Genomic DNA, 22,120 nt, shown 5'->3' with positions numbered 1-22,120 from the left:
CTCGACGTCTGAATTGGAGGCGCAAAGCAGCCGCATATTCAGCAGCGAGGACAGAAGGCGACATTACGCCATCCGCCCTTCGCCTCCCCAAAAAACTCACCCCCGTTTTCCCCGCCCTGACATCCTGTCGCATACTGGCGCTGTTTCCCCCGCCGGAGTGTTGCGCGAGACGGTCGCGGGCAGGGGGAAGCCGGTGCCTCGTGCCTGAAGCCGTAACGTGCGGCCGATGCCGGGGCGATGTTCGCCAGGGTGTTCTCCCTGATATGTCTCCCCCGGGCCTTCCAAGGTTCCGGCTTGGGACGTCCATGCAAGCAGGAGCAAGTGTTCCTGTGCAGCGAGACAGTGCGGGCATTGCAAGGGGCCGGAAGCCCTGAAGACACCGAGGCCACGCAGCTGCGGAGCCCCATACTCAAAATCCAATCCGGCTCCGCATCTGCGTGCGCCCTCCGACTGAACGTTTGAACCGCGCCGCCACCGGCGTGGACGTGAACGCGTGTTCTTTGAACATGGATGGATGAGGCTCGGTGAAGTGGGGCCTCCTCTGAGGCATTTGCATCCGCCACGAATTTCCAGAAGATCATTGTTTTGCGGTGCGCTTTCCTCACACGCCGTCTTCCTCGCCCTTGTGGCGGGGAACCACCCACCGCGCGTCGGCGCGGTGAGAGAACCATGTCCTGCCGAAAAGGGTTTTTGCGCCGCAGACGCGGCGCGCTGGATCCCGGAACAGGTCCGGGATGACGGAAGAAGACGGCACCCCGGAGGGCGGAGTTCGGTTTGCTGCCGCGCCCTATCGATTGGTCATCGCCTGCATCGCCTCGGTATAGCGTGCGCCGGCCGCCATATCAGGCGAAATGATCGCGCCCAGCGTCGCAACCTCATCCGGGGACAGGACGATCTCGGCGGCTGCTGCATTGTCTTCGATGTGGCGGATTTTTCGGGCGCCGGGGATCGGCACGATGAAATCGCCCTGGGCCAGCACCCAGGCCAGCGCCAGCTGCGCCGCCGTCACGCCCTTGGCCGAGGCGATCTCGCCGAGTTTGGCCACAAGCGCCGCATTGGCGTCGAAATTCTCCCCCTGGAAGCGCGGCAGGCCGCGGCGCATATCGTCGGGTCCGAGGTCGTCGACCTTGAGCGTGCCCGTCAGCATGCCGCGCCCGAGCGGGCTGAAGGGCACGAAACCGATGCCGAGTTCGCGGCAGGTGTCGAGCACGTTTTCTTCGGGATCGCGGGTCCACAGCGAGTATTCGCTCTGCACGGCAGCGATCGGATGAACGGCGTGGGCCCTGCGGATCGTTGCAGAACTCGCCTCCGAAAGCCCGAGGGTCCGGACCTTGCCCGCCCTGACCAGATCGGCCATTGCGCCAACGGTTTCCTCGATCGGCACGTCGGGATCGACGCGGTGCTGGTAATAGAGGTCGATGACCTCGATGCCGAGCCGCTTCAACGAGGCTTCGGCAACCGCCCTGACGTTTTCCGGGCGGCTGTTGACGCCGGTCAGCTGCTTGATCAGGCTGTCCGTGGTCGAGACCCGGAAACCGAACTTGGTGGCGATCGTCACCTTGTCGCGATAGGGACCGAGCGCCTTGCCGACGAGGATTTCGTTGGTAAAGGGACCGTAGATCTCGGCGGTATCGAAAAAGCTCACGCCGATCTCGATCGCCCGGTGCATGGCCTTGATGGAGTCCGCCTCTTCGGCACCGCCATAGGCATGGCTCATGCCCATGCAGCCAAGGCCGATGGCGGAGACGCTGAGGTCTGATCCGAGATTTCGTTTTTTCATGGGATTGTCCTTTCGGGAAATCGTGCAGGCCGGACGGGCTTGCTTGTGCTTCACCGCGTCATGTCCGGCAGGAGCAAACCTAACGCCCTGCGCATCGTTTGATAATGGGTGCAAATCCCAACAGGTTGATCTATGAGATAGAACAATGAACCGGAATCAGCTCACCCATCTGGCCGTCTTTTCCGCCGTCGCTGCGCATCGCAGCTTTCGTGCGGCAGCGCAGGAACTGGCGATTGCGCCCTCGGCGGTCAGCCATGCGGTTTCGAGCCTCGAGCAGCATCTCGGCGTCCGGCTTCTGGCCCGCACCACCCGCAGCGTCTCGCTGACCGAGGAGGGCACCCTGCTTCTTGCGCGTCTCGGGCCGGCCCTGAACGAAATCGATCTTGCGCTCGATGCGGTGACGGAGGCCGGCAACCGGCCGGCCGGCAATCTGCGCATCACCGCGCCCCGCTTTGCAGCAGATCTTCTGATTGCGCCGCGGCTGGGCGACTTTCTCTCGGCCTTTCCGGACATCACGCTAGAACTGACGGATGAAGACGGTTTTACCGATATCGTCGCGGCCGGCTATGATGCCGGCATCCGGCTCAAAGAAAGCGTCGAGGGCGACATGATCGCCGTGCGGATCGGTCCGCCGATGCGCAGCGCCATCATCGCAGCGCCTTCCTATTTCGAGAGCCATGCGAGGCCGCTGCATCCGCGTGACCTGCTGCAGCACCGCTGCATCCGGCGGCGCTTTTCCAATGGCACGATCTACAACTGGGAGTTCGAAAAGCAAGGCCAGGAGATCACCGTGCCGATCACCGGCCCGCTGATCCTTGGCGAGGACCGGCCGATCATCGTTGCGGCCATGGCCGGCGCGGGCCTGGCCTTCTCGTTTGAAACCCGGGTCCGCAGCGAACTGGCCGATGGCCGGCTAGTGCGGGTGCTGGACGACTGGTGCGAGCCCTATCCCGGACCCTGCCTCTATTATCCCAGCCGCCGCCAGATGCGCCCGGCGCTTCGGGCCTTCATAGAGTTTTTCCGCTTTTCCGACTGATATCAGGGATGAATTGCCGGCAGGTGCCTCACGCGACTTCGCTGGCATAGATGCGGGCAAGCCCGGTGTGGATATGGGCCAGCACCTCCTCGGCGCTGATCGACAGGTGTCGGGCGACCAGATGTCCCGCAGCCTGCGCATCCCCCGCCCTGACGGCTGCAAGAATGAGGGCGTGCTCCGCAAGCGAGGCGGCGCGGCGGCCCTCCTCCTCCAGATTGATGCGCCGGACGAAGCGGATGCGGGCATTGATATTGCCGAGATAACGCAGGCGCTCGGCATTGCCGGCAAGGCCTGCCAGCCGGATATGAAAATCCTCGTCCGCCGTCACCAGCGCATCCACCGACAGACCGGCCTGTTTGGCAAGGACCTCCTCCCAGTCTTTCGTCAGGGTCTCCAAGGCCAAGGGATCGGCATGACCGCAGGCGGCGCGCACGGCAGACACTTCGAGATCGGCCCGCACGGCGAACAGGTCGGCAATTTCCTTGGCACTTAGTTTCCGGCAGAAGAAACCGCGCCCCGGCTCCATCACGACGAGACCATCGGCGATCAGCCGGTTCAGCGCCTCGCGCACCGGCGCCCGGCTCATGCCAAGCGACGCCGCGAGTTCCACCTCATTGATCCGCTCGCCGGGGCGGTAACCGAAGCTTACGGTCCGGTCGCGCAGATGGAGATAGGCGCGCTCGACGGTATTTTCAGGGACTGGCTTGGCGGACTTCGTATCGTCGTTCATGGCGTTTCCGATGCTTGTCTCTTCCGAGTATCACGGCGGCTTGACTCACACAACAAATCGAACAATCATTCGTCAGCGCTGTCGACAGCCTGGTCGGCAGATAAGCCGATCGTGAAAGGGAACCCGCATGTCACCTGAGAATGTCGCTGCCCTCCAGGAAAAACTTCTGTCCAGGCGCGCCAAGACGCTTCTCCACCATCCGCAGGGCATGGGCAATTATTTCACCTTCAAGACGGCGATCGACATTCTTGGCCTCGACTGGAACGATGTCGCACCAGGCGGCGTCTACAATGTCACGGGGTCAGGCTATTTCGACATGGGCTATATGGCCAACCATATCGGGCCCTCGAAATCGGCGCTGGACGCCTTCCTGAAAGCATCGACGCATGAAAAGCTGGCGATCTACCCGCCGGACTGCATGCCGGAACTGAAGGTGCTGGTCGCAACGAAGAAGTTCGGGCGCAGCCTCGGGCCTGACTTCGAGGTGATGGGCGTCGAGGGCGCGCAGGGCGGCATCGGCTATACCTACCTGACCTTCCTCGACGAGGGCGACGAGGTGATCGTCACCGATCCCGGCTATTTCCATTTCGTGCCCGCAGCCGAAGCCTGCGGCGCCAAGGTCGTGCCGATCGAACTCAACGCCGGCAACGGCTACCGGCTGCAGCCGGCCGAGGTCGAGGCGAAGATTACCCCGCGCACCAAGATGATCGTCGTCTGCGATCCGATCAACCCTTTCGGCACGGTGCAGACCCGCGAGGAACTTCTGGCGCTCGCCGATATTGCAAGGCGCCATGATCTGGTGATCTTCAACAACGTCACCCACAACACGCACCAGACGGACGATGCCGCCGAGCAGATCCCGATGGCCTCGCTGCATTCGGACGAGACGCCAATGGACCATGTTATTTCGGTGAGCGGCATGTCGAAGGGCTATGGCATGCCAGCGATCCGCGTCGGCTTCATGGCCGGCCACCCGGCGCTTTTGCGCGGCGCATTCCTGACCAAGATGGAAATCACCAAGATCCACATCAACTATCCCGGCCAGTATGCAGCGCTTGCCGCCATGCAGGACACGGACTATCTGGCGACGAGCACGCAGACGATCCGGCGCAACTACGCCCATATCGCCGAGACCATCGCCATGACCGAGGGCGTCTCGATCCCCGTAACACCATCCTACGGCTTCTGCATGATGGTCGATGTCTCGGGAACGGGGGTGACGGCACAGGAAATCACCGTCGGCCTGCTCAAGGAAAAGATTGCCGTCATTCCCGGCGACGGGCTCGGCGACGTCAAGGCGGCGGACTACCTGCGGCTCAATTATTCGCATCCCGACATCGCTTGCTTCGAGACCTTCCGCACGGCGCTGCCCAAGGCGATCGCCGAAGCGCAGGCCGGTCTGTATGTCGAGGCCGTTGCGCAGTTTTTCGAAAAGGCCGGCACAGCGCGCGGCCGCGTCATCATCGACCAGATTGCCGTGCGGCGGGCGCAGGCGGCGCAGTTGCAGGCGGCGGAATAACGACCCAAAGAACGGCACGCGCACATCGGGATGGCGGGCCGTTTTCCTGTTCCTCTGCGGCAAGCGGGAACACCGACGACTGACAAGGATCGGGTGGCGGGCCGGCGTTTTGCAGCTACACTTGGGCTTTTCGGGGAAAGCACCGATGAAAGCACCAAGATCGATGCGCGGTCTGGAAGATCTGGGGCGGGTGCGCCTGTCCCAAAATTTCTTCCTGCGCGATTTCCTGCATTCCGAGATCGCCAGCATTCAAGGCATGGCCAATATTCCCGATGATCCCAAGCTTGCGATTGAAGCCGGCACATGGCTTTGTGAAGACTTGCTGGAACCGCTGCAGGCGACGTTCGGGCGGCTGCATATCCGCTCCGGCTACCGATCGCGGCAGGTCAACGCGTTCGGCAATCGCAACGGGCTGAATTGCGCGACCAATGCGGCAAGCGCTGCCGATCATATCTGGGACCTGCGCGACGCGGATGGCTGCATGGGCGCCACGGCCTGCATCGTTGTGCCCTGGTCATGGGACCGCAGGGACACTGTCGCTGGCTGGCAGTCGCTGGCCTGGTGGATCCATGACCACCTGCCCTATGCCTCACTCTGCTTCTTTCCAAAGCTCTGGGCCTTCAACATCCAGTGGCACGAGCGACCGCGGCGGGAAATCCGCAGCTATGTCGAACCCAGAGGCCTGTTGACCAAGCCCTCAATGGCCAACCACGCCGGCAGCCACGCGGAGCTCTACCGCGGGTATCCCGAACCGGCCATTGTTCAGAAACTGATGCGATAACGAACGTGTCCGTCTTCTTTGGTATAGTGGTCATAGAGCCGCCGCGCCGTGCTGTTGCCCTCGTCCGTGTGCCAATACAGGCGCGCCCAGCCTTTTGCCTTCGCGAGCGAGACGAGGTCATCCAGAAGGGCCCGCCCGATGCCCTTTCCGCGGGATGCCTCGTCCAGAAACAGGTCTTCCAGATAGCAGACCGGCTCCTTCACCCAGGTTGCCTCATGGATCAGGCAGTTGGCGAACCCGCGCACTGCACCATTCTCTGTTGCAACCCGCATGAACAGCGGCACGGCCGGATCCATGACCTTTGCCCAGGTGGCAGCCGTCACCTCGTCGCTGACGGCAACCTTGTAGAAGGCGACGTAGGCCGCCCAGAGACGGCGCCATTCGGCTTCGTCGCCCGGCCGGACATCACGGATCTCGATGGTCATGCACATTCTCCAAAGGCTCTTGTCACGGGTCAGTCACTGGCTTCACTGAGGTGCTGCATCTGCTCTTCCGAGAGCACCAGCGCAGCCGACCTCGTCAAGCTCGCCAGTTGTTCGAGACTGGTGGCACTTGCAATCGGCGCGGTCACGCCCTTGCGGGCCATGATCCAGGCCAGCGCGATCTCCGCCGGTTTTGAAGCGAGATCGGCAGCGACTTCATCAAGCGCACCCAGGATACGCATGCCGCGCCCATCCAGATATTTTTCGACCCCGCCGCCGCGCACGGAGCCACCCAGATCCTTGTGCGATCGATACTTGCCGGTGAGAAAACCGGAAGCCAGGCTGTAATAGGTGATGACACCGATATCCTCGGCCATGCAGAGATTGCGCAAGGGACCCTCGAAGCCGCTGCGATCGTAGAGATTGTATTCCGGCTGCAGCACGTCATACCGCGGCCGGTCGGCGGCACGCGCGACATCGAGCGCTGCGCGCAACTGGGCCGCATCGAGATTGGAGCAGCCGATGGACCGGACTTTTCCCTGTGCACGCAACCTGTCATAGGCACCCATTGTTTCCGCGTAGGGTGTATCGGCATCGGGCCAATGGGACAAATACAGATCGATGTGGTCGGTCTGTAGCCGGCGAAGCGAATCCTCGACAGCTTCGATGATCCAGCGGGCAGAAAGACCCTTCCTGCCCGGTCCCATGTCGGACCCGACCTTGGTGACAACAACCACATCGTCGCGCGACCGGCCCGAGCGCTTCAGCCACTTGCCGACGATCGTTTCGGATTCGCCACCGCTGTTTCCCGGCGCCCAGGACGAATAGACGTCGGCGGTATCAATCGTGTTGAAGCCCGCATCGAAGAAAGCGTCCAGCAGGTCGAAGGAGGTTTTTTCATCCGCCGTCCAGCCGAACACATTGCCGCCGAAAACGAGCGGCGCGATTGAAAGGCCGGTGCGGCCCAATGTGCGCTTTTCCAATTGATTTTCCTCCCTGACACGGGATCTGAGCGGCAGAACCCGGATTGCCTCCGCCTGACATAAGGCAGGATAATGGGTTTTGATACCGGTGCGACGGATATTCTTTTCAAGCGGGCTGGCTTTCCGGGTACGTACCTCGATAGACTTCCGGCACGCAGCGATTATCAGTAAACACGACTGTAACACATTCAATCTGCTGCATAATTTTATTGCGGAATCGATTCCGCTCACCAGTTTTATGCGCTAGTGTGCGCGCAGTTTCTACCAGGAGGAAAATCCATGTTGCGTTTCGGTATTCTGTCGACGGCCAAGATCGGTCGCGAACTCGTTGTTCCCGCCATTCAGGATGCGGAAAACTGCGTCGTCACGGCTGTCGCAAGCCGGGACCTCGCCAAGGCCCGGGCGATGGCGGACCGGTTTTCGGTTCCGCATGCCTTCGGATCCTATGAGGAGATGCTGGCTTCCGACACGATCGACGCCGTCTACATCCCGCTGCCGACCTCGCAGCATGTGGCGTGGACGATCAAGGCCGCCGATGCCGGCAAGCATGTCCTGTGCGAAAAGCCGATCTCGCTGAAAGCGTCTGAAATCGACGCGCTGATCGAGGCGCGCGACCGCAACAAGGTGCTGATCTCGGAAGCCTATATGGTGACCTACAGCCCCGTCTGGCGGAAGGTCCGCGCCTTGCTGGCGGACGGTGCAATCGGCCGCTTGCGGCATGTGCAGGGCGCGTTCACCTATTTCAATCGCGATCCCGACAACATGCGCAACGTGCCGGCGCTCGGTGGCGGCGGACTGCCTGACATCGGGGTCTATCCCTCGATCTCGACCCGTTTCGTCACGGGCAAGGAGCCGATCCGGGTTCAAGCCACGACCGATCGCGATCCGGAATTCGGCACCGACATCTATTCCAGCGTCCGGGCGGATTTCGGCGATTTCGAGCTGAGCTTCTATATCTCGACGCAGCTTGCTGCCCGCCAGGTCATGGTGTTCCACGGCGACCAGGGTTTCATCGAAGTCAAATCGCCGTTCAACGCCGACCGCTACGGCGCCGAAGAGGTGGAACTGACCAACCAGAGCCACGCGCAATCGCAGATTTTCCGCTTCCAGGACGCCCGCCAGTACAAGCTTCAGGTCGAAGCCTTCTCGAAGGCTGCCCTTGGCGAACAGGAGGAGATCGTACCGCTGGAAAGCTCCGTGCTGAACCAGAAGCTGATCGACGCCATCTACAGGGCGAGCGAAAAGGACGGTTGGGAAACGGTCTGAGCAAAAGAAAACCCATCCCTTTTTTCAAGGGATGGGTTTCAATAATATCATGTATCGATGGACGCTTGCTTTCGCGCGAGCGTCCTATGCTTTGACGCCGCTCAGGCGTGCCGACGCGAACCGGAAAGCATTGACACGCCAAGCATGCTGGCGATGCCGGCATTGTATGCGAGCAGAGCAAACACCAGCGAAACCCAGGACACCGATCCCGCGCCGAGCAGAGCTGCAAAACCAAAGGCTGCGACGATCAGAAAGCCGCACATCATGCATCCCAGGACCGAACGGGTGCCGACGGCCAGCATGCCAATCGCGGTTGCGGTCAAAATAAGCATTTGCTTCTCCTGTGGATGTCTCTCATCCGCAAGATTGCACGCGGCCTTCTAAAGTTGGTTTAAGTCAATTGCTAAAATTGTAGCGATCTCCGATATCGCTGTTTTCATGACAAAATCGCCGCCTTCTTCGCCGTAAACCGCCTTTGAAGGCTCCGCCCTTTTAAGTGATTTGCGGACCCATGCAGGCGATTGACGGGCGGAACGTGGCTTTCAGACCAGCCCCACGATGCCGGTCGCCGTGGTGCCCGTGGCCAGCACGCGATCGATCCTCAGCGGAAGCGTGCTGCCGCCGGTGACGCCAGACAATGTGATGGTCTGGCCCGACAGCATGCGGACTGCAAGCGCGCCGCCAACGCCGACATAAACGGCGCGGGTGACGTCAGCGAGATCAAGCGTGTCACTCGGGGTGACATCGAAGGCGTGGGTTGCAGGGCCGGTCAGCGACGGCGCATTGCTGGAAAAACGGTCTGGCATCGGATGTCCTCTTTGATTGACGATGCCCCATGATGCGCCCGCACGCACAGCCGGGGACGCGCGGGGATCAACAAAGGCCTGTTGAGGGCGCCGCGCGAAGGCTGGCAATCGCTCGATGAACGCGGCAATGTGCGGATATGAGCTTTTTCTCCGAAACAGATTCGCCGAGCAACCTGACCGAATATTCGGTTTCCGAGCTGTCAGGCTCGATCAAGCGGACGGTCGAGCAGGCGTTCGACCAGGTGCGCGTGCGCGGCGAAATTTCCGGCTATCGCGGCCCGCATTCCTCAGGCCATGCCTATTTCGCCCTGAAGGACGACAAGGCGCGCATCGACGCCGTCATCTGGAAAGGCACGATGGGACGGCTGAAGTTCCGGCCAGAGGAAGGCATGGAGGTGATTGCCACCGGCAAGATCACTACCTTCCCCGGCTCGTCCAAATACCAGATGGTCATCGAGACGCTGGAGCCTGCCGGCGCCGGCGCGCTGATGGCGCTGATCGAGGAGCGCAAGCGCAAGCTCGCCGCCGAAGGCCTGTTCGATGCCGCCCGCAAGCAATTGCTGCCCTATATGCCGAAGGTCATCGGCGTCATCACCTCGCCGACCGGCGCCGTCATTCGCGATATCCTGCATCGCATCGCCGACCGCTTTCCCGTCCATGTCATCGTCTGGCCGGTCCGGGTGCAGGGCGAAGGCTCCGGCAACGAGGTGACAGCCGCTATCGAGGGCTTCAATGCGCTCGAACCGGGCGGCGCGATCGCACGGCCGGACGTTTTGATCGTCGCCCGGGGCGGTGGCAGCCTTGAGGACCTCTGGAGCTTCAACGACGAGGCGGTTGTCCGCGCAGCCGCCGCGTCCAACATTCCGCTGATCTCCGCCGTCGGCCACGAAACAGACTGGACGCTGATCGACCATGCCAGTGACCAGCGGGCGCCGACGCCAACCGGGGCCGCCGAAATGGCCGTGCCCGTGAAGGCCGACCTCGAAGCGGCCGTGTCCGGGCTTTCCGCCCGGCTGAAGGCAGCCATGACGCGCCGAATGGATGCACGGCGGCAGGACTTGCGCGCTTTGGCGCGGGCCCTGCCCTCGCTGGACCAGCTGCTGGCCTTGCCGCGCCGCCGTTTCGACGAGGCCTCGGCCGGGCTGGGTCGTGGCCTGACGATGAACACGGCCAACAAGCGTCGGCACTTCGAACGCACCGCGCTGCAACTGCGGCCCGACATGCTCTCTACCCGGCTCAACGACCGGCGCCAGCGCCTGCAGGAGCGGATGATGCGTGCAGACCGCGTCGTCGAGCGCCTGCTACAACGAGGCCGGACGCGGATTTCGACGGCGGATGCCTCGCTGCGGGCCCTGCCCGCGCGGCTTTCCGGACAGATCCACCGCACACAGGATCGCCTCGCCGGCCTGACGGCGCGCGCCGACAAGGCTGTCGTGTCGGACATCCAACGGCGGCGCATTGCCGTGGCTGCCCAAGACCGCATCCTCCAGTCGCTGTCCTATGACAACGTCCTCAAACGGGGATTTGCATTGGTCCGCGACGACAGAGGCATGTTGATCAAACAAGCGGCCTCAATGACCAATGGCATGGCGGTCTCCCTGCAATTTGCCGATGGCTCCGTCAACGCAGTGACGGGCGACAACGGCACAGACCCGCCGGCACCCGCACCACACTCCCGCAAGCGCGCGGACAAGCCGGTACCATCGACGCCACCCAAGCAGGGAAGCCTTTTCTGATGCACATCCTGATGGTGCTTGCCCATCCGCTGTCAGACAGCTTTGCCGCCAGCGTCGCAAGCGCTGCAAGAGAAGCGCTGGAGCAGAGCGGGCACAGTGTCGATCTGCTTGATCTCTACGGCGAGGATTTCGACCCGCGCCTGACTGACGCCGAACGGCGCGGCTATTTCGACGTGCCCTATGACGTCTCTGCCGTTGCAGACATCGTTGCACGGCTACAGGCCGCAGAGGGGCTGATTCTTGTCTTTCCGCAATGGTGGTTCAATTTTCCGGCGATCCTCAAGGGCTTCTTCGACCGCATCTTTGCCCCCGGCGTCGCCTTCAACCACGAGCTTACCGGCGGTCGCATCGTGCCGCGACTGACGAATATCAGACTGTTCTGGGCGCTCACCACGACCGGATCACCCTGGTGGGTGGTGAAGCTCTACATGGGCAACCCGGTTCGCCGGCTTCTGAAGCGCGGGATCGCTGCCTTCTGCGCGAAAAACGTCGGCTTCCGGATGATCACGCTGCACGATATGGACCGGACCGATGAGAAGCGCCGCAAGGCGCATCTGGAGCGGGTTCGCCAGGCCGTCCGGCGAATTTGAATTCTGGCCGAAATCGAAACGCTTACGTAATGATCGACGACTACATTCTAAAGTCTAGAGCGACCGCTGCGCGTTCTGTTGAACGCGCAGCGGTCTCGTCTTGCAGCATCACTGTGTCAGGAGTGCTCCGTGCCTGTCGAACTGTCTCCCTCGCAGGCTCTTGGCCTCTGGCATGCCGTATCGCTGGAACAGGTGCGGGTGGACAAGCGCGACCTGACCCTGCGGCAGATCTCGATCCTGCTGCAGATCTACCTTGTGCCGCCGCCGCATACGGTGCGGGGGCTGGCAACCATTCTCGGCGTCACTAAGCCGGTGATCACCCGGGCTTTGGACACGATGGGGGACCTCGGGCTGGTAACGCGGGTTCGCGACGAGCGCGACAAGCGCAATGTCATCATCCGGCGCACTGTGGACGGCGCGCTCTATCTTGAAAAACTCGGCGACCTGATCATTGATCGGGGACGCAAGTTGCCTATTTGAGGACAGATGTCTGATCTCCCCGACCGCCGGCTGAATGCCTATCGCCCCGACCTTGCCGAGGAGCGCCTTCGCGGTGTCGTCGAGGCCGCAAACTATGTCACCGGCACGACCTGCGTCGTCTGCATTCCCGTGGTTCAGCTGCGGTCCAGACCTGAGCTGGAATGCGGCACGGATACCGAGCTCCTGCTTGGCGAAACTGTTCGTGTGCTGGATAGCGGTGGCGGCTGGGCCTGGGTCAAGGCGGATTTCGATGATTATGTCGGCTATGTCCCGGATTATGCATTCACGCCCGTGGTGCGCAGCCTGACGCACATCATCACCGCGCCCAGAACCTTCGTCTATTCGGGGCCGGATCTGCGTTTGCCGACGGTTCAGGCGCTGTCCATGGGGAACCGGATCAAGGTGGTGGACCAGCGCGACATGCGCGGCACACGCTATTTCCTGCTGGAAGGCGGCGAGGCGGTGATTGCCAATCATTGCGCCGAAGCGTCGCTGCCGTTGGGTGGCGACTATGTCAGCATCGCATCCCGCTTTCTGGAAACCCCCTATCTCTGGGGCGGCCGCTCGGGATTCGGGATCGATTGCTCGGGCCTCGTGCAACTGTCGATGATGATGACCGGGAGAACGGCGCCGCGCGACACGGACATGCAGGCAACGGGTCTTGGCACCCCGATCGACCGAAGCGAACTGCGTCGCGGCGACCTTGTCTTCTGGAACGGGCATGTGGCGATCATGGAAGACGAAAAGACGCTGCTGCATGCCAATGGCCACACGATGACGGTTTCGCATGAGGGATTGAACGAAGCGATCGACAGGATCGGCTGGCTCTACGACCAGCCGACGGGCTATCGCCGCCCGTAAAGCAGCGGAGCTTCAATAGCCGGCTTTGCGATCCACGAGATGCTGCAACGGCTGGCCACGTTCAAAGCGGTCGATCTGTTCCTCCACATGGGTAAACAGCGCCCTGACGTCCGAGGACGCCGCGACATGCGGTGTGACGAAAACATTGGCCATGTCCCAGAACGGGCTGTCTGAGGGCAGCGGCTCCTCTTCGAACACATCCAGGGACGCGCCAAAAAGCGTGCCGTCCCGAAGCGCGGCGACGATGTCGGCGCCGACCTGGCTACCGCCCCGGCCGCCATTGATGAAGACCGGCGCACCGAACGGTCCCTTGCGGCTGAGTTTTGCAAACAGCGACGCGTTGAAGAGGCCCCTTGTCTCCGCAGTCAGCGGCAGCAGGCCAACGAGGAAATCGGTTTTTGTAAGGAACGTGTCCAGTTGCGTCGCGTCAAAGGTTTCGACCCCGTCGAGCGCCTTTGCCGAACGCGACCAGCCGGCGACCTTGAACCCCATCACCTGCAATTTGCGGATCGCATCCTGCCCGAGCACGCCGAGCCCCATGACGCCAACGGTGATGTCTGCCGCTTCCGGCTGGCTGAGGTCTTGCCAGACACGGGCGCTTGCCTGCGCCTCATAGGCTCTGTACTGGCGCAGATGCAACAGGCACTGCAGGACGATCCATTCGCTCATCCGCGTCGTCAGGCTGCGATCGACAAAACGGACCAGCGGCACATCCGGCAGGCCCGGCAGGGTCAGCACGTGATCGACGCCGGCACCGCCCGAAAAGACGACTTTGAGATCGGGCGCGCGGGAGAAGAGATCGGGATCGGACTTCCAGACGACGGCATAGGCAATGTTCGAGAGATCGCGAGTTTTCTGCGCGGGATCGGCAAGATTGATCACCTCGCGACCGGGAAAGGCGCACTTCAGGCCCTCCTCGACTTCCCGCGGGATGAATTTCAGGTCGACAAGGACGGGGCTGTTTTCAGGCATGATTCACGTCTCTACTGGCTGACGGCTGGCACATTGACCGCCTTCATGTCGAAGGCGGCGGCCATCAGGGCCTTGGTATATTCTTCCTGCGGTGCGGTGAAGATACGCTCCGATGGCCCCTGCTCGACCACCTTGCCGAGACGCATGACGATCATGTCATTGGCCAGCGCCCGCACGACCTTCAGGTCATGGCTGATGAACAGATAGGCCAGAGCATGTTTGGCCTGCAGGTCACGCAGGAGATCGACCACCTGCGCCTGCACGCTCATGTCGAGCGCCGAGGTTGGCTCGTCGAGCATGACGAATTGCGGTTTCAGCACCATGGCACGGGCAATCGCGATGCGTTGCCGCTGGCCGCCTGAAAACTCATGCGGATAGCGCCAGCGGGTGGCCGGATCGAGACCGACCTCCTCGATGGCCGCGGCGACACGCGCATCGCGATCCTTTTCCGACAGCGACGGCTCATGAACCTTGAGACCTTCGGCAACGATATCGGCCACCACCATGCGGGGACTGAGCGAGCCATAGGGGTCCTGGAACACCACCTGCATGCGGTTGCGGAACGGCCGCATCTGCTGGAAGGTGAAGCTGTCGATGTCATTGCCGACGAAACTGATGCGGCCCTTCGAGGAAATCAGCCGGGTCAGCGCGAGGCCGAGCGTCGTCTTGCCCGACCCCGATTCCCCGACGACACCGAGTGTCTGGCCGGCCCGCAGGGTCAGATCTATGCCGTCCACGGCCTTCACATGGTCGACGACCTTGCGCAGGAAACCGGCCTTGATCGGGAACCAGACCTTCATGTCCTTTGCCTGCATCACCACCGGCTTCGACGCATCGGAGACCGGTGGGGATCCCTTCGGCTCGGAGGCGAGCAGATGGCGGGTATAGGCATGCTGCGGATTGGCGAAGATCTCGGCCGTCGGCCCGGTCTCGACGATCCTGCCCTTGGTCATGACGCAGACGCGATCGGCGATCTTGCGCACGATGCCAAGGTCATGGGTGATGAACAGCATGGACATGCCATGCTCGTCCTTGAGTTTTTTCAGCAGTTCGAGGATCTGCGCCTGCACCGTCACATCGAGCGCCGTCGTCGGCTCATCGGCAATCAGCAGTTCCGGCCGGTTGGCGAGCGCCATGGCGATCATCACGCGCTGCCGCTGGCCGCCCGAGAGTTCGTGCGGATAGGCGGCCAGGCGTTTTTCCGGCTCGCGGATACCGACCTGATGCAGAAGCTCCAGAACCCGACCGCGCGCTGCCTGTCCCTTGAGCCCCTGATGCAGCTCGACAATCTCGGCAATCTGTCGTTCGATCGAGTGCAGCGGATTGAGCGAGGTCATCGGCTCCTGGAAAATCATCGTGATGTCGTTGCCGCGCACCTGGCGCAGTTCCGCATCAGATGCCGTCATCAGGTCCTTGCCCTTGAACAGGATTTTGCCGCCGGGATGGCTTGCCGCCGGATAGGGCAGGAGCTTCAGGATCGAATTGGCGGAAACCGATTTTCCAGAGCCCGATTCACCGACCAGCGCCACGACTTCGCCACGCCCTATATCGAAGGACACACGATCGACAGCCAGCGATGTATTGCCACCCTGATGAAAAGCAACCGAGAGATCGCGGACGGAAAGAATGGGATTTGTCATGAGGCGAGGCTTTGCAGAATTGTGGTGAGCGTGGGAACGTCCACAGGCAGCATTTCGATAGACCTCATTTTGCTCATGCCAAAGCGGGTGTGGCGGAGACCATCGATCGTGCTCAAGGCCTTGTCAGCCGTGAGGAAATGAGTGCAGTTGGATCCGAGAGCTGTCGACAGATGAATGGCGTCGGGCAGTTTAATCCGTGATTGAGACCGAAGAACCCCAGCATACCACAAGACTGGGCGAGCAACGACCTGAACATCCAGCCATGCGCTGTCTCTGATCATGTTGTCGTAGCGCGTGATCAGGTCGTCATCCAAGTTGCGATATGGCTTTACAAGCGCTTCGGCAAGCGTCAGTTCGCTGGTTACGAAAATGACGCGATCTGTCTCTTCCGATACCGAAAAGAGTCTGGTCAGAAGGTCCGATCGCTCCGACTGCTCCTCGACTGCAAAAATGAACGCGTTCGTATCGAGATAAATTCTCGGCACCTCCGTCATTCTTCATCCCACTCATCGCGCAGGTCGCGAATCCGCCGGACTGCTTCCTGCTCGTCCGTGGAAGGGGGACGGCTAGCCTTGAAGATGCGGATGCTCTCCAACAGATCAGCTGCTTTTATCGGAGCTCCAGGTTTGCGATATTCAAAGAAAGACGGCGCCAAGCCATCTGCATTTCCGTTGGGCTCTTGCGGCCCCTGTTCTTCGATCACGATACGCACGGTCGCATCCTTGTCGAACCCGGTGCGCAGATCATCAGGCAACTGAGAGACTGGATAATGATCGCGGACAATCTTGTTCATTGCAGATCTTTCGACACTGAACCTGTTGCGCCTATCATACGTACCTTGCAGCCAAATGACGAGATCACCGGAAGGTCTTTCTCGGATCAAACGCGTCGCGGGCGGCTTCGCCGACGAAGATCAGCAGCGACAGCATCACCGACATCACGACGAAGGCCGTAAGGCCGAGCCACGGCGCCTGCAGGTTCGACTTGCCCTGGCTGATCAGTTCACCCAGCGACGGCGAACCGGGCGGCATGCCGAAACCGAGGAAGTCAAGCGAGGTCAGGGTGGTGATCGAGCCGGAGAGGATGAAGGGCAGGAAGGTCAGGGTCGCGACCATCGCATTCGGCAGGAGATGGCGCCACATGATCGTCGCATTGCCGACGCCGAGCGCCCGCGCGGCACGAACATATTCCAGATTGCGGGCACGCAGAAACTCCGCCCGGACGATGCCGACAAAGCCGACCCAGGAGAACAGCAGCATGATGCCGAGCAGCACGAAGAAACCGGGCGGCAGGATGGCTGCAATGATCAGCAGGATATAGAGCACCGGCATCGACGACCAGATTTCGATGAACCGCTGCAGCAAAAGATCGGTCCAGCCACCAAAATAGCCCTGCACCGCCCCAGCCGACACGCCCACGGCGGCCGAAGCAATGGTCAGCGCCAGACCGAACAGGACGGAAATCCGGAAACCGTAGATCATCCGCGCCATGACGTCGCGCGCCTGGTCGTCGGTGCCGAGCCAGTTGAGATTACCGAGCGTGCAGCCCGGATCATCCTTGCCCAGCGGATAGGCCGAGCACCGTTCTGTCTCGTCCATCAGCCAGAAGGGCGCGGTCGGGGCGGAATGCGGAATGTTGGAATTGGCCGTCTGGTAGGAATAGCGGATCGGCGGCCAGATCATCCAGCCATTGGCCTCGATCTCGTCGCGAATGAAGTCCGAGCGATAGTCGGTTTCGGCCAGAAAGCCACCGAATTTCTCTTCCGGATAATTCACCAGGACCGGCACGAGAATTTCGCCCTTGTAGGAGGCGATCACCGGCCGATCATTGGCGATGAACTCGGCGCAGAGGCTGAGCCCGAACAGCAGAAGGAAAATCCAGAACGACCAGTAGCCGCGACGGTTGGCCTTGAAATTCTGCCAGCGCCGCTTGTTGACCGGCGACAGCAGGCCCTTTTTCGGCACGACGGCGGCACCCGTCAAGGCGAGATCGGTCATCAGACATCCCTCCGCTCGAAATCGATGCGCGGATCGACCCAGGTGTAGACCAGATCCGAGAGAAGGCTGACGAACAGGCCCATCAGCGAGAAGATGTAGAGCGTCGCAAAAACGATCGGATAGTCGCGCTTGACCACGGCGTCATAGCCGAGACGCCCGAGACCATCGAGCGAGAAGATGTATTCGGTCAACAAAGAGCCGGTGAAGAAGGCCGAGATGAAGGCACTCGGGAAGCCGGCAATGATGATCAGCATGGCATTGCGGAAGACGTGGCCGTAGAGCACCTGCCGGTCGTTCAGCCCCTTGGCGCGGGCCGTCGTCACATATTGCTTCTTGATCTCGTCGATGAAGGAGTTCTTCGTCAGAAGCGTTGTCGTGGCAAAGGCCGAAAGCAGCAGCGTGATCAGCGGCAGCGTCATGTGCCAGAAATAATCGAGGATCTTCTGCCACCAGTTGAGCTGGGCGAAATTGTCCGAGACGATGCCGCGCAGCGGAAACCAGTCGAGGAACGAACCGCCGGCAAACAGCACGATCAAAAGGATGCCGAACAGGAAACCCGGCACCGCATAGCCGACGATGATGATGCCCGAGGTCCAGACGTCGAAGCTCGATCCGTCCGAAATCGCCTTCTTGATACCGAGCGGGATGGAGATCACGTAGGAAAACAGCAGGATCCAGAGGCCGAGCGAGATCGAAACCGGCATCTTGTCGAGGATGAGGTCAATCACGGACGTGTTGCGAAAGAAGCTCTCGCCGAAATCGAAGCGGATATAGTTCCACATCATGTCGCCGAAGCGTTCCAGCGGCGGCTTGTCGAAGCCGAACTGCTTTTCGAGCTTGGCGATGAAATCGGGATCGAGCCCCTGCGCCCCGCGATATTTCGACGATGTCTCGTCGTTGAAGGCACCCCCGGCCAGATCGCCGCCGCCGCCGGAGAGCCGGTCGCCGCCCTGGCTCTGGCCCGTCAGGTCGGAAATGACCTGCTCGACCGGACCACCCGGCGCAAACTGAATGACGGCAAAGGAAATCGCCATGATGCCGACGATGGTCGGGATCATCAGGAGCAGGCGGCGAAGGATATAGGCACCCATCAGAAACACCCCCGGACGTCGGTTCCGGCGGATTGCCGATCCCGTCTATCGCTGGCGTCGTACCTTTGTCCGGTCAATCTGCTGGTCTCCCTCGACGTCCCGTCGCTGCGGGCGCGGATGGCTAAACTGATTCGCGTCTGCGCATTTGGTGTACAGGGCGCGCGATGCGCAAGGCTTTCATTGCGCTTCGGCCGACCTTGACCACCAGATCAGCGGGAAACCGGTCGAATATTCGGGCAGGGTTTCAGGGCGGACCAGCTTTGTCGAATAGGCAATGCGGGAGATGCGGGCAGTGTAGCTCGGTATGACATATTGATGGGCGAGCAGCACCCGGTCGAGCGCCTTGGTGGCGGCGATCAGATCGTCACGATCCCTGGCGAAAATCACCTTGCGGACCAGCGCATCGACGCCGGGATCGCTGATGCCGGCATAATTCTGCGAGCCATCGCGTTTGGCCGATTCCGAACCCCAGTATTCCGCCTGCTCGTTGCCCGGATTGAGCGACTGGCCCCAGCCGCTATACATCACGTCGAAGTCCCGGTTGCGCCAGCGATTGGTATATTGCGAATCATCGACCGAGCGCACCGTGACCGCAACGCCGATTTTCCGGAGGCTTTGTGCATAGGGCAGCGCCACGACCTCGATCGTCGGGCCATCGAGAAGGATTTCAAAGCCGAAGGGCTCGCCGGTCTTGATATTGGTCATCCGGTTGTTGCGGATCTCGTAGCCGGCCTCCTTGAAGAGGGCGATGGCCTGCCGGAGATTGTTTCGCACATTGGCCTGGTTGCCACCCACGGGGTTGACGTATTCGCTGGTGAACACCTCCGGCGGCACTTTGTCCTTAACCTCATTCAGGATCTCCAGTTCCCGCCCCTGCGGCAGACCGCTGGAGGCAAGCTCCGATCCGTAGAAAAAGCTGTTGATGCGGCTGTACTGGTCGAAGAAGATCGTGCGGCGGAGTTCCTCGAAATCGAAGGCGTGGTTGAGCGCCTTGCGGACCCGGACATCCTGGAATTTTTCACGCCGCAGATTGGGGATGAAGCCAACCAGCACGCCGCTGTTGCGGCTGTCGTTTTCAAGCTCTTCCCGCTTGATGCGGCCGTCCTTCATGGCCGGAAAATCATAGGACGTCGCCCAGCGCTTGGCGCGGTTTTCCCACCAGTAGTCGGCATTGCCAGAACGGAAGGCTTCGAACGAGACGTCGAGATCGGCGTAATAGGTGTAGGACAGGAAGCCGAAATTGTTCTGGCCGATATTCACGTTGAGGTCCTTGCCCCAATAGTCATCGCGCAGTTCGTAGCGGATCGTGGCGCCTGGGCTGAAGCTTGCAACCCGGTAGGGGCCGGAGCCCATCGGGATTTCGAGCGAGGTCTTGGAAATGTCCCGCTGCTTGCCGCTGGCGTCCTTGCCCTCCCACCAGTGTTTCGGCACGATCAGCAACTCGCCGACGATCTTCGGAAGTTCGCGGTTGTTGGTCTCGTCAAAGGAGAATGTGACTTCACGGTCACCGGTCTTTTCAGCCTTGATCACGTGTTTATAGTAGAATTCCTTTTGCGGATCGTGCGCCTTGGCCATGTCGAAGGAAAAGATCACGTCCTCCGGCGTGACGGGCTGTCCATCGGCCCATTGCGCCCTGGCATTCAGCCGGAATTTGACGGAACCGAAGTCGGCGGGATAGGCGATCGCCTCCGCAAGCAGGCCATAGTCGGAGGCAATCTCGTCCATCGAGCCTTTCAAAAGCGTTTCGTAGACGAGATTGGCGGCGGGCGGCGACGCCAGGCCGGCCGCAATCTCGCCCTTGGCGAGAAGCGAATTGAAGGTATCATAGGTTCCGGACGCCGTGAGCTTCAGCTCGCCACCCTTGGGGGCATCGGGATTGACGTAATCGAAGCGCTGGAAGCCTTGCCTGTATTTCAGCTCTCCGACGGTTGCGGTCCCGACTTGCCATGCCGGCTGCTCCTGGGCTGAAGTAGAGGGCGGCAGCGCAAAAAGCAGGAAGGGCAGCGCCATGAAAGCCGATCTCAGTCTCCAGCCAATGTGCTGCATTCCGCCATTCCCCGTTTTTGTGTTTTTGATGCTTGACGGCAAGAATAGGCAAAATACGGGCAAATGACAGGCGCTGCCTCAAAACAGGCCATATTTTTGCATCACATCCGGGTGAACCCGCAAGGCTGACACAAAGGCGGGATGCGACAGTGCCTGAAACGGCGCACCGATTCGACTTATTGCGGGAAATGGCAGGACATGGCTTTGGCGACACGGGGATTTTTGCGGCAGATCGGCGCAGCAGCATTGGGCTTGGCGATTGGATCGAGCCTTGTTGTAGCCGATGCCGCGCGCGCCGCAGATGGCACACCCGCCAAGCAGCTTTTCGGCAAGGTGCAATTGCCGAGCAATGCGGCAGCAGCGCCGATCGGCTTTTATGCCAAGGGCTGTATGGCCGGAGCCGTGGCAATTCCGACCGACGGGCCAACATGGCAAGCCATGCGACTTTCGCGCAACCGGCGCTGGGGCAATCCGGCGATGATCTCGCTGCTCGAGCAGTTTTCGCAGGACGCCGTCAGGCTCGGCTGGGGTTCCGGCATTCTGATTGGCGATATTTCGCAGCCGCGCGGCGGCCCGATGCTGACCGGCCATGCCTCGCACCAGATCGGCCTCGACGCGGATATCTGGTTCCAGCCAAAACCGGCGCAGCCTCTGTCGGCCGAAGCGCGCGAGGACATGCCCTTCGTCTCGATGCTCGACAAGAGCAAGTTCCTGACGGTCAACCCGAAGCGCTGGACCGGGACGCATGCAAACCTTGTCATGCAGGCGGCCAGCTATCCCCAGGTGGAGCGGGTTTTCGTCAATCCGGCGATCAAGAAGAAGCTCTGCGAGACCTGGACCGGCGATCGCGGGCTTCTCGGCAAGGTTCGCCCGGTCTACGGGCATGACGAACATTTCCATATCCGGATGCACTGCCCGCCGGGCGCCGCCAATTGCAAGGCGCAGGCGGCCGTGACCGCCGGTGACGGCTGTGACAAATCGCTTGCCTGGTGGTTTTCCAAGGAGCCCTGGGCCAAACCCGTCAAGAAACCGGACACAAAGCCGGTAAAGCCGCGCTTCGTTATGCTCTCCGACCTGCCAAGGGCCTGCGCCGCCGTGCTTGCCGCCCCTGCCGCATCGGCGCGAACGGCAACCTTCGGAGCTGCCGCCTATAGCGCCGCGCCGGTCACGCAGGGCAGCGATGCAGCGATCCAGCAGGTCATCAATGCCCAGGCCGATCAGGCACAGCGGGACGTGCTGCCGGCCGGCAATATTCCAGTCCCGAAAGCGCGGCCGGCCGTCCAGTAGGCACGACGACACGCCTATGGCCAGCACTGCCAGCCAGCTGCGCTCGGCTGGACACGGCGATCAAATCGATTTAAATCAACGCCGGGTCGCCCGCCCG

At 61.4% G+C, this 22,120-nt stretch carries 22 protein-coding genes; 9 read left to right on the top strand and 13 right to left on the bottom strand.

Annotation, left to right across the window (positions count from 1 at the left end; genetic code table 11):
* Positions 1-787 precede the first annotated feature (787 nt).
* Positions 788-1,780, bottom strand: coding sequence for an aldo/keto reductase (locus AX760_RS16015; protein ID WP_071833923.1), 993 nt, complete (start codon positions 1,778-1,780; stop codon positions 788-790).
* Between the two features lie 145 nt (positions 1,781-1,925).
* Between AX760_RS16015 and AX760_RS16010 the strand changes: the two genes are divergently transcribed.
* Positions 1,926-2,816 (top strand): LysR family transcriptional regulator, encoded by an 891-nt coding sequence (locus AX760_RS16010; protein WP_071833922.1) that lies wholly within the window; start codon positions 1,926-1,928, stop codon positions 2,814-2,816.
* Between the two features lie 28 nt (positions 2,817-2,844).
* Here the strand turns inward: AX760_RS16010 and AX760_RS16005 are convergent, their stop codons facing one another.
* Positions 2,845-3,546: a GntR family transcriptional regulator gene (locus AX760_RS16005; RefSeq protein ID WP_071833921.1), complete on the bottom strand. Its 702-nt coding sequence runs from the start codon at positions 3,544-3,546 to the stop codon at positions 2,845-2,847.
* Between the two features lie 127 nt (positions 3,547-3,673).
* On the opposite strand from AX760_RS16005, the gene AX760_RS16000 reads away from it, so the two are divergent.
* Positions 3,674-5,065, top strand: coding sequence for a pyridoxal phosphate-dependent aminotransferase (locus tag AX760_RS16000; RefSeq protein ID WP_071833920.1), 1,392 nt, complete (start codon positions 3,674-3,676; stop codon positions 5,063-5,065).
* A 145-nt stretch (positions 5,066-5,210) separates the two neighbouring features.
* Positions 5,211-5,846, top strand: coding sequence for a hypothetical protein (locus AX760_RS15995; RefSeq protein ID WP_071833919.1), 636 nt, complete (start codon positions 5,211-5,213; stop codon positions 5,844-5,846).
* Here the strand turns inward: AX760_RS15995 and AX760_RS15990 are convergent.
* On the bottom strand, positions 5,828-6,271 hold the full coding sequence (locus AX760_RS15990; RefSeq protein ID WP_071833918.1) for a GNAT family N-acetyltransferase: 444 nt from the start codon (positions 6,269-6,271) through the stop codon (positions 5,828-5,830). The genes AX760_RS15995 and AX760_RS15990 overlap by 19 nt on opposite strands.
* Before the next feature lie 29 nt (positions 6,272-6,300).
* Positions 6,301-7,251, bottom strand: a complete 951-nt coding sequence (locus tag AX760_RS15985) for an aldo/keto reductase (RefSeq protein ID WP_071833917.1) — start codon at positions 7,249-7,251, stop codon at positions 6,301-6,303.
* A gap of 279 nt (positions 7,252-7,530) precedes the next feature.
* Here AX760_RS15985 and AX760_RS15980 point away from each other — a divergent pair, with 279 nt between their 5' ends.
* Positions 7,531-8,517 (top strand): Gfo/Idh/MocA family protein, encoded by a 987-nt coding sequence (locus AX760_RS15980; RefSeq protein WP_071833916.1) that lies wholly within the window; start codon positions 7,531-7,533, stop codon positions 8,515-8,517.
* 101 nt (positions 8,518-8,618) lie between these two features.
* Here the strand turns inward: AX760_RS15980 and AX760_RS15975 are convergent, their stop codons facing one another.
* Both AX760_RS15975 and AX760_RS15970 read right to left on the bottom strand, forming a co-directional pair.
* Entirely contained in the window at positions 8,619-8,849 is a 231-nt protein-coding gene (locus AX760_RS15975; RefSeq protein WP_071833915.1) for a hypothetical protein, read from the bottom strand.
* 210 nt (positions 8,850-9,059) lie between these two features.
* Positions 9,060-9,323: a spike base protein, RCAP_Rcc01079 family gene (locus AX760_RS15970; RefSeq protein ID WP_071833914.1), complete on the bottom strand. Its 264-nt coding sequence runs from the start codon at positions 9,321-9,323 to the stop codon at positions 9,060-9,062.
* Positions 9,324-9,460: 137 nt separating this feature from the next.
* On the opposite strand from AX760_RS15970, the gene xseA reads away from it, so the two are divergent.
* The 4 genes from xseA to AX760_RS15950 all read left to right on the top strand — a co-directional run bounded on the left by xseA (position 9,461) and on the right by AX760_RS15950 (position 12,990).
* Entirely contained in the window at positions 9,461-11,059 is a 1,599-nt protein-coding gene (gene xseA / locus AX760_RS15965) for an exodeoxyribonuclease VII large subunit (protein WP_071833913.1), read from the top strand.
* A complete protein-coding gene (locus AX760_RS15960) occupies positions 11,059-11,649 on the top strand; it encodes an NAD(P)H-dependent oxidoreductase (RefSeq protein ID WP_071833912.1) in 591 nt (196 codons plus the stop codon). Before xseA ends, AX760_RS15960 begins: the two co-directional genes overlap by 1 nt.
* Before the next feature lie 129 nt (positions 11,650-11,778).
* Positions 11,779-12,129: a MarR family transcriptional regulator gene (locus AX760_RS15955; RefSeq protein WP_071833911.1), complete on the top strand. Its 351-nt coding sequence runs from the start codon at positions 11,779-11,781 to the stop codon at positions 12,127-12,129.
* Positions 12,130-12,135: 6 nt separating this feature from the next.
* Positions 12,136-12,990 carry a C40 family peptidase gene (locus AX760_RS15950; RefSeq protein ID WP_071833910.1) on the top strand — a complete coding sequence of 285 codons (855 nt, stop codon included), beginning with the start codon at positions 12,136-12,138 and terminating at the stop codon, positions 12,988-12,990.
* 12 nt (positions 12,991-13,002) lie between these two features.
* Here the strand turns inward: AX760_RS15950 and AX760_RS15945 are convergent, their stop codons facing one another.
* The 7 genes from AX760_RS15945 to AX760_RS15915 form a co-directional block, all read right to left on the bottom strand.
* Positions 13,003-13,962 (bottom strand): 2-hydroxyacid dehydrogenase, encoded by a 960-nt coding sequence (locus tag AX760_RS15945; protein WP_071833909.1) that lies wholly within the window; start codon positions 13,960-13,962, stop codon positions 13,003-13,005.
* An 11-nt stretch (positions 13,963-13,973) separates the two neighbouring features.
* On the bottom strand, positions 13,974-15,602 hold the full coding sequence (locus AX760_RS15940) for an ABC transporter ATP-binding protein (protein WP_071833908.1): 1,629 nt from the start codon (positions 15,600-15,602) through the stop codon (positions 13,974-13,976).
* Complete coding sequence (locus tag AX760_RS15935) at positions 15,599-16,096, bottom strand: type II toxin-antitoxin system VapC family toxin (protein WP_071833907.1); 498 nt, start codon at positions 16,094-16,096, stop codon at positions 15,599-15,601. The genes AX760_RS15940 and AX760_RS15935 overlap by 4 nt, the downstream gene beginning before the upstream one ends.
* The gene (locus tag AX760_RS15930) at positions 16,093-16,395 is read right to left on the bottom strand and encodes a hypothetical protein (RefSeq protein ID WP_071833906.1); all 303 of its coding nucleotides are present in this window, start codon (positions 16,393-16,395) and stop codon (positions 16,093-16,095) included. Before AX760_RS15930 ends, AX760_RS15935 begins: the two co-directional genes overlap by 4 nt.
* A 64-nt stretch (positions 16,396-16,459) precedes the next feature.
* On the bottom strand, positions 16,460-17,599 hold the full coding sequence (locus AX760_RS15925; protein ID WP_071833905.1) for an ABC transporter permease: 1,140 nt from the start codon (positions 17,597-17,599) through the stop codon (positions 16,460-16,462).
* Positions 17,599-18,690: a microcin C ABC transporter permease YejB gene (locus AX760_RS15920; protein WP_071833904.1), complete on the bottom strand. Its 1,092-nt coding sequence runs from the start codon at positions 18,688-18,690 to the stop codon at positions 17,599-17,601. Before AX760_RS15920 ends, AX760_RS15925 begins: the two co-directional genes overlap by 1 nt.
* Before the next feature lie 177 nt (positions 18,691-18,867).
* The gene (locus tag AX760_RS15915; RefSeq protein WP_071833903.1) at positions 18,868-20,736 is read right to left on the bottom strand and encodes an extracellular solute-binding protein; all 1,869 of its coding nucleotides are present in this window, start codon (positions 20,734-20,736) and stop codon (positions 18,868-18,870) included.
* A gap of 198 nt (positions 20,737-20,934) precedes the next feature.
* Here AX760_RS15915 and mepA point away from each other — a divergent pair, with 198 nt between their 5' ends.
* Complete coding sequence (gene mepA / locus AX760_RS15910; protein ID WP_071833902.1) at positions 20,935-22,023, top strand: penicillin-insensitive murein endopeptidase; 1,089 nt, start codon at positions 20,935-20,937, stop codon at positions 22,021-22,023.
* Positions 22,024-22,120 lie beyond the last annotated feature (97 nt).

This window comes from Pararhizobium antarcticum (genome assembly GCF_001885585.1).
In the GTDB taxonomy this organism is placed as follows: domain Bacteria; phylum Pseudomonadota; class Alphaproteobacteria; order Rhizobiales; family Rhizobiaceae; genus Pararhizobium; species Pararhizobium antarcticum.
This window is presented reverse-complemented; position numbering and strand designations above follow the sequence as displayed.

Coding starts and splice junctions, on each gene's coding strand:
- AX760_RS16015 (WP_071833923.1), bottom strand. CDS start 1,780: ATGAAAAAACGAAATCTCGGATCAGACCTCAGCGTCTCCGCCATCGGC.
- AX760_RS16010 (WP_071833922.1), top strand. CDS start 1,926: ATGAACCGGAATCAGCTCACCCATCTGGCCGTCTTTTCCGCCGTCGCT.
- AX760_RS16005 (WP_071833921.1), bottom strand. CDS start 3,546: ATGAACGACGATACGAAGTCCGCCAAGCCAGTCCCTGAAAATACCGTC.
- AX760_RS16000 (WP_071833920.1), top strand. CDS start 3,674: ATGTCACCTGAGAATGTCGCTGCCCTCCAGGAAAAACTTCTGTCCAGG.
- AX760_RS15995 (WP_071833919.1), top strand. CDS start 5,211: ATGAAAGCACCAAGATCGATGCGCGGTCTGGAAGATCTGGGGCGGGTG.
- AX760_RS15990 (WP_071833918.1), bottom strand. CDS start 6,271: ATGACCATCGAGATCCGTGATGTCCGGCCGGGCGACGAAGCCGAATGG.
- AX760_RS15980 (WP_071833916.1), top strand. CDS start 7,531: ATGTTGCGTTTCGGTATTCTGTCGACGGCCAAGATCGGTCGCGAACTC.
- AX760_RS15975 (WP_071833915.1), bottom strand. CDS start 8,849: ATGCTTATTTTGACCGCAACCGCGATTGGCATGCTGGCCGTCGGCACC.
- AX760_RS15970 (WP_071833914.1), bottom strand. CDS start 9,323: ATGCCAGACCGTTTTTCCAGCAATGCGCCGTCGCTGACCGGCCCTGCA.
- xseA (WP_071833913.1), top strand. CDS start 9,461: ATGAGCTTTTTCTCCGAAACAGATTCGCCGAGCAACCTGACCGAATAT.
- AX760_RS15960 (WP_071833912.1), top strand. CDS start 11,059: ATGCACATCCTGATGGTGCTTGCCCATCCGCTGTCAGACAGCTTTGCC.
- AX760_RS15950 (WP_071833910.1), top strand. CDS start 12,136: ATGTCTGATCTCCCCGACCGCCGGCTGAATGCCTATCGCCCCGACCTT.
- AX760_RS15945 (WP_071833909.1), bottom strand. CDS start 13,962: ATGCCTGAAAACAGCCCCGTCCTTGTCGACCTGAAATTCATCCCGCGG.
- AX760_RS15940 (WP_071833908.1), bottom strand. CDS start 15,602: ATGACAAATCCCATTCTTTCCGTCCGCGATCTCTCGGTTGCTTTTCAT.
- AX760_RS15935 (WP_071833907.1), bottom strand. CDS start 16,096: ATGACGGAGGTGCCGAGAATTTATCTCGATACGAACGCGTTCATTTTT.
- AX760_RS15930 (WP_071833906.1), bottom strand. CDS start 16,395: ATGAACAAGATTGTCCGCGATCATTATCCAGTCTCTCAGTTGCCTGAT.
- AX760_RS15925 (WP_071833905.1), bottom strand. CDS start 17,599: ATGACCGATCTCGCCTTGACGGGTGCCGCCGTCGTGCCGAAAAAGGGC.
- AX760_RS15920 (WP_071833904.1), bottom strand. CDS start 18,690: ATGGGTGCCTATATCCTTCGCCGCCTGCTCCTGATGATCCCGACCATC.
- AX760_RS15915 (WP_071833903.1), bottom strand. CDS start 20,736: ATGCAGCACATTGGCTGGAGACTGAGATCGGCTTTCATGGCGCTGCCC.
- mepA (WP_071833902.1), top strand. CDS start 20,935: ATGGCTTTGGCGACACGGGGATTTTTGCGGCAGATCGGCGCAGCAGCA.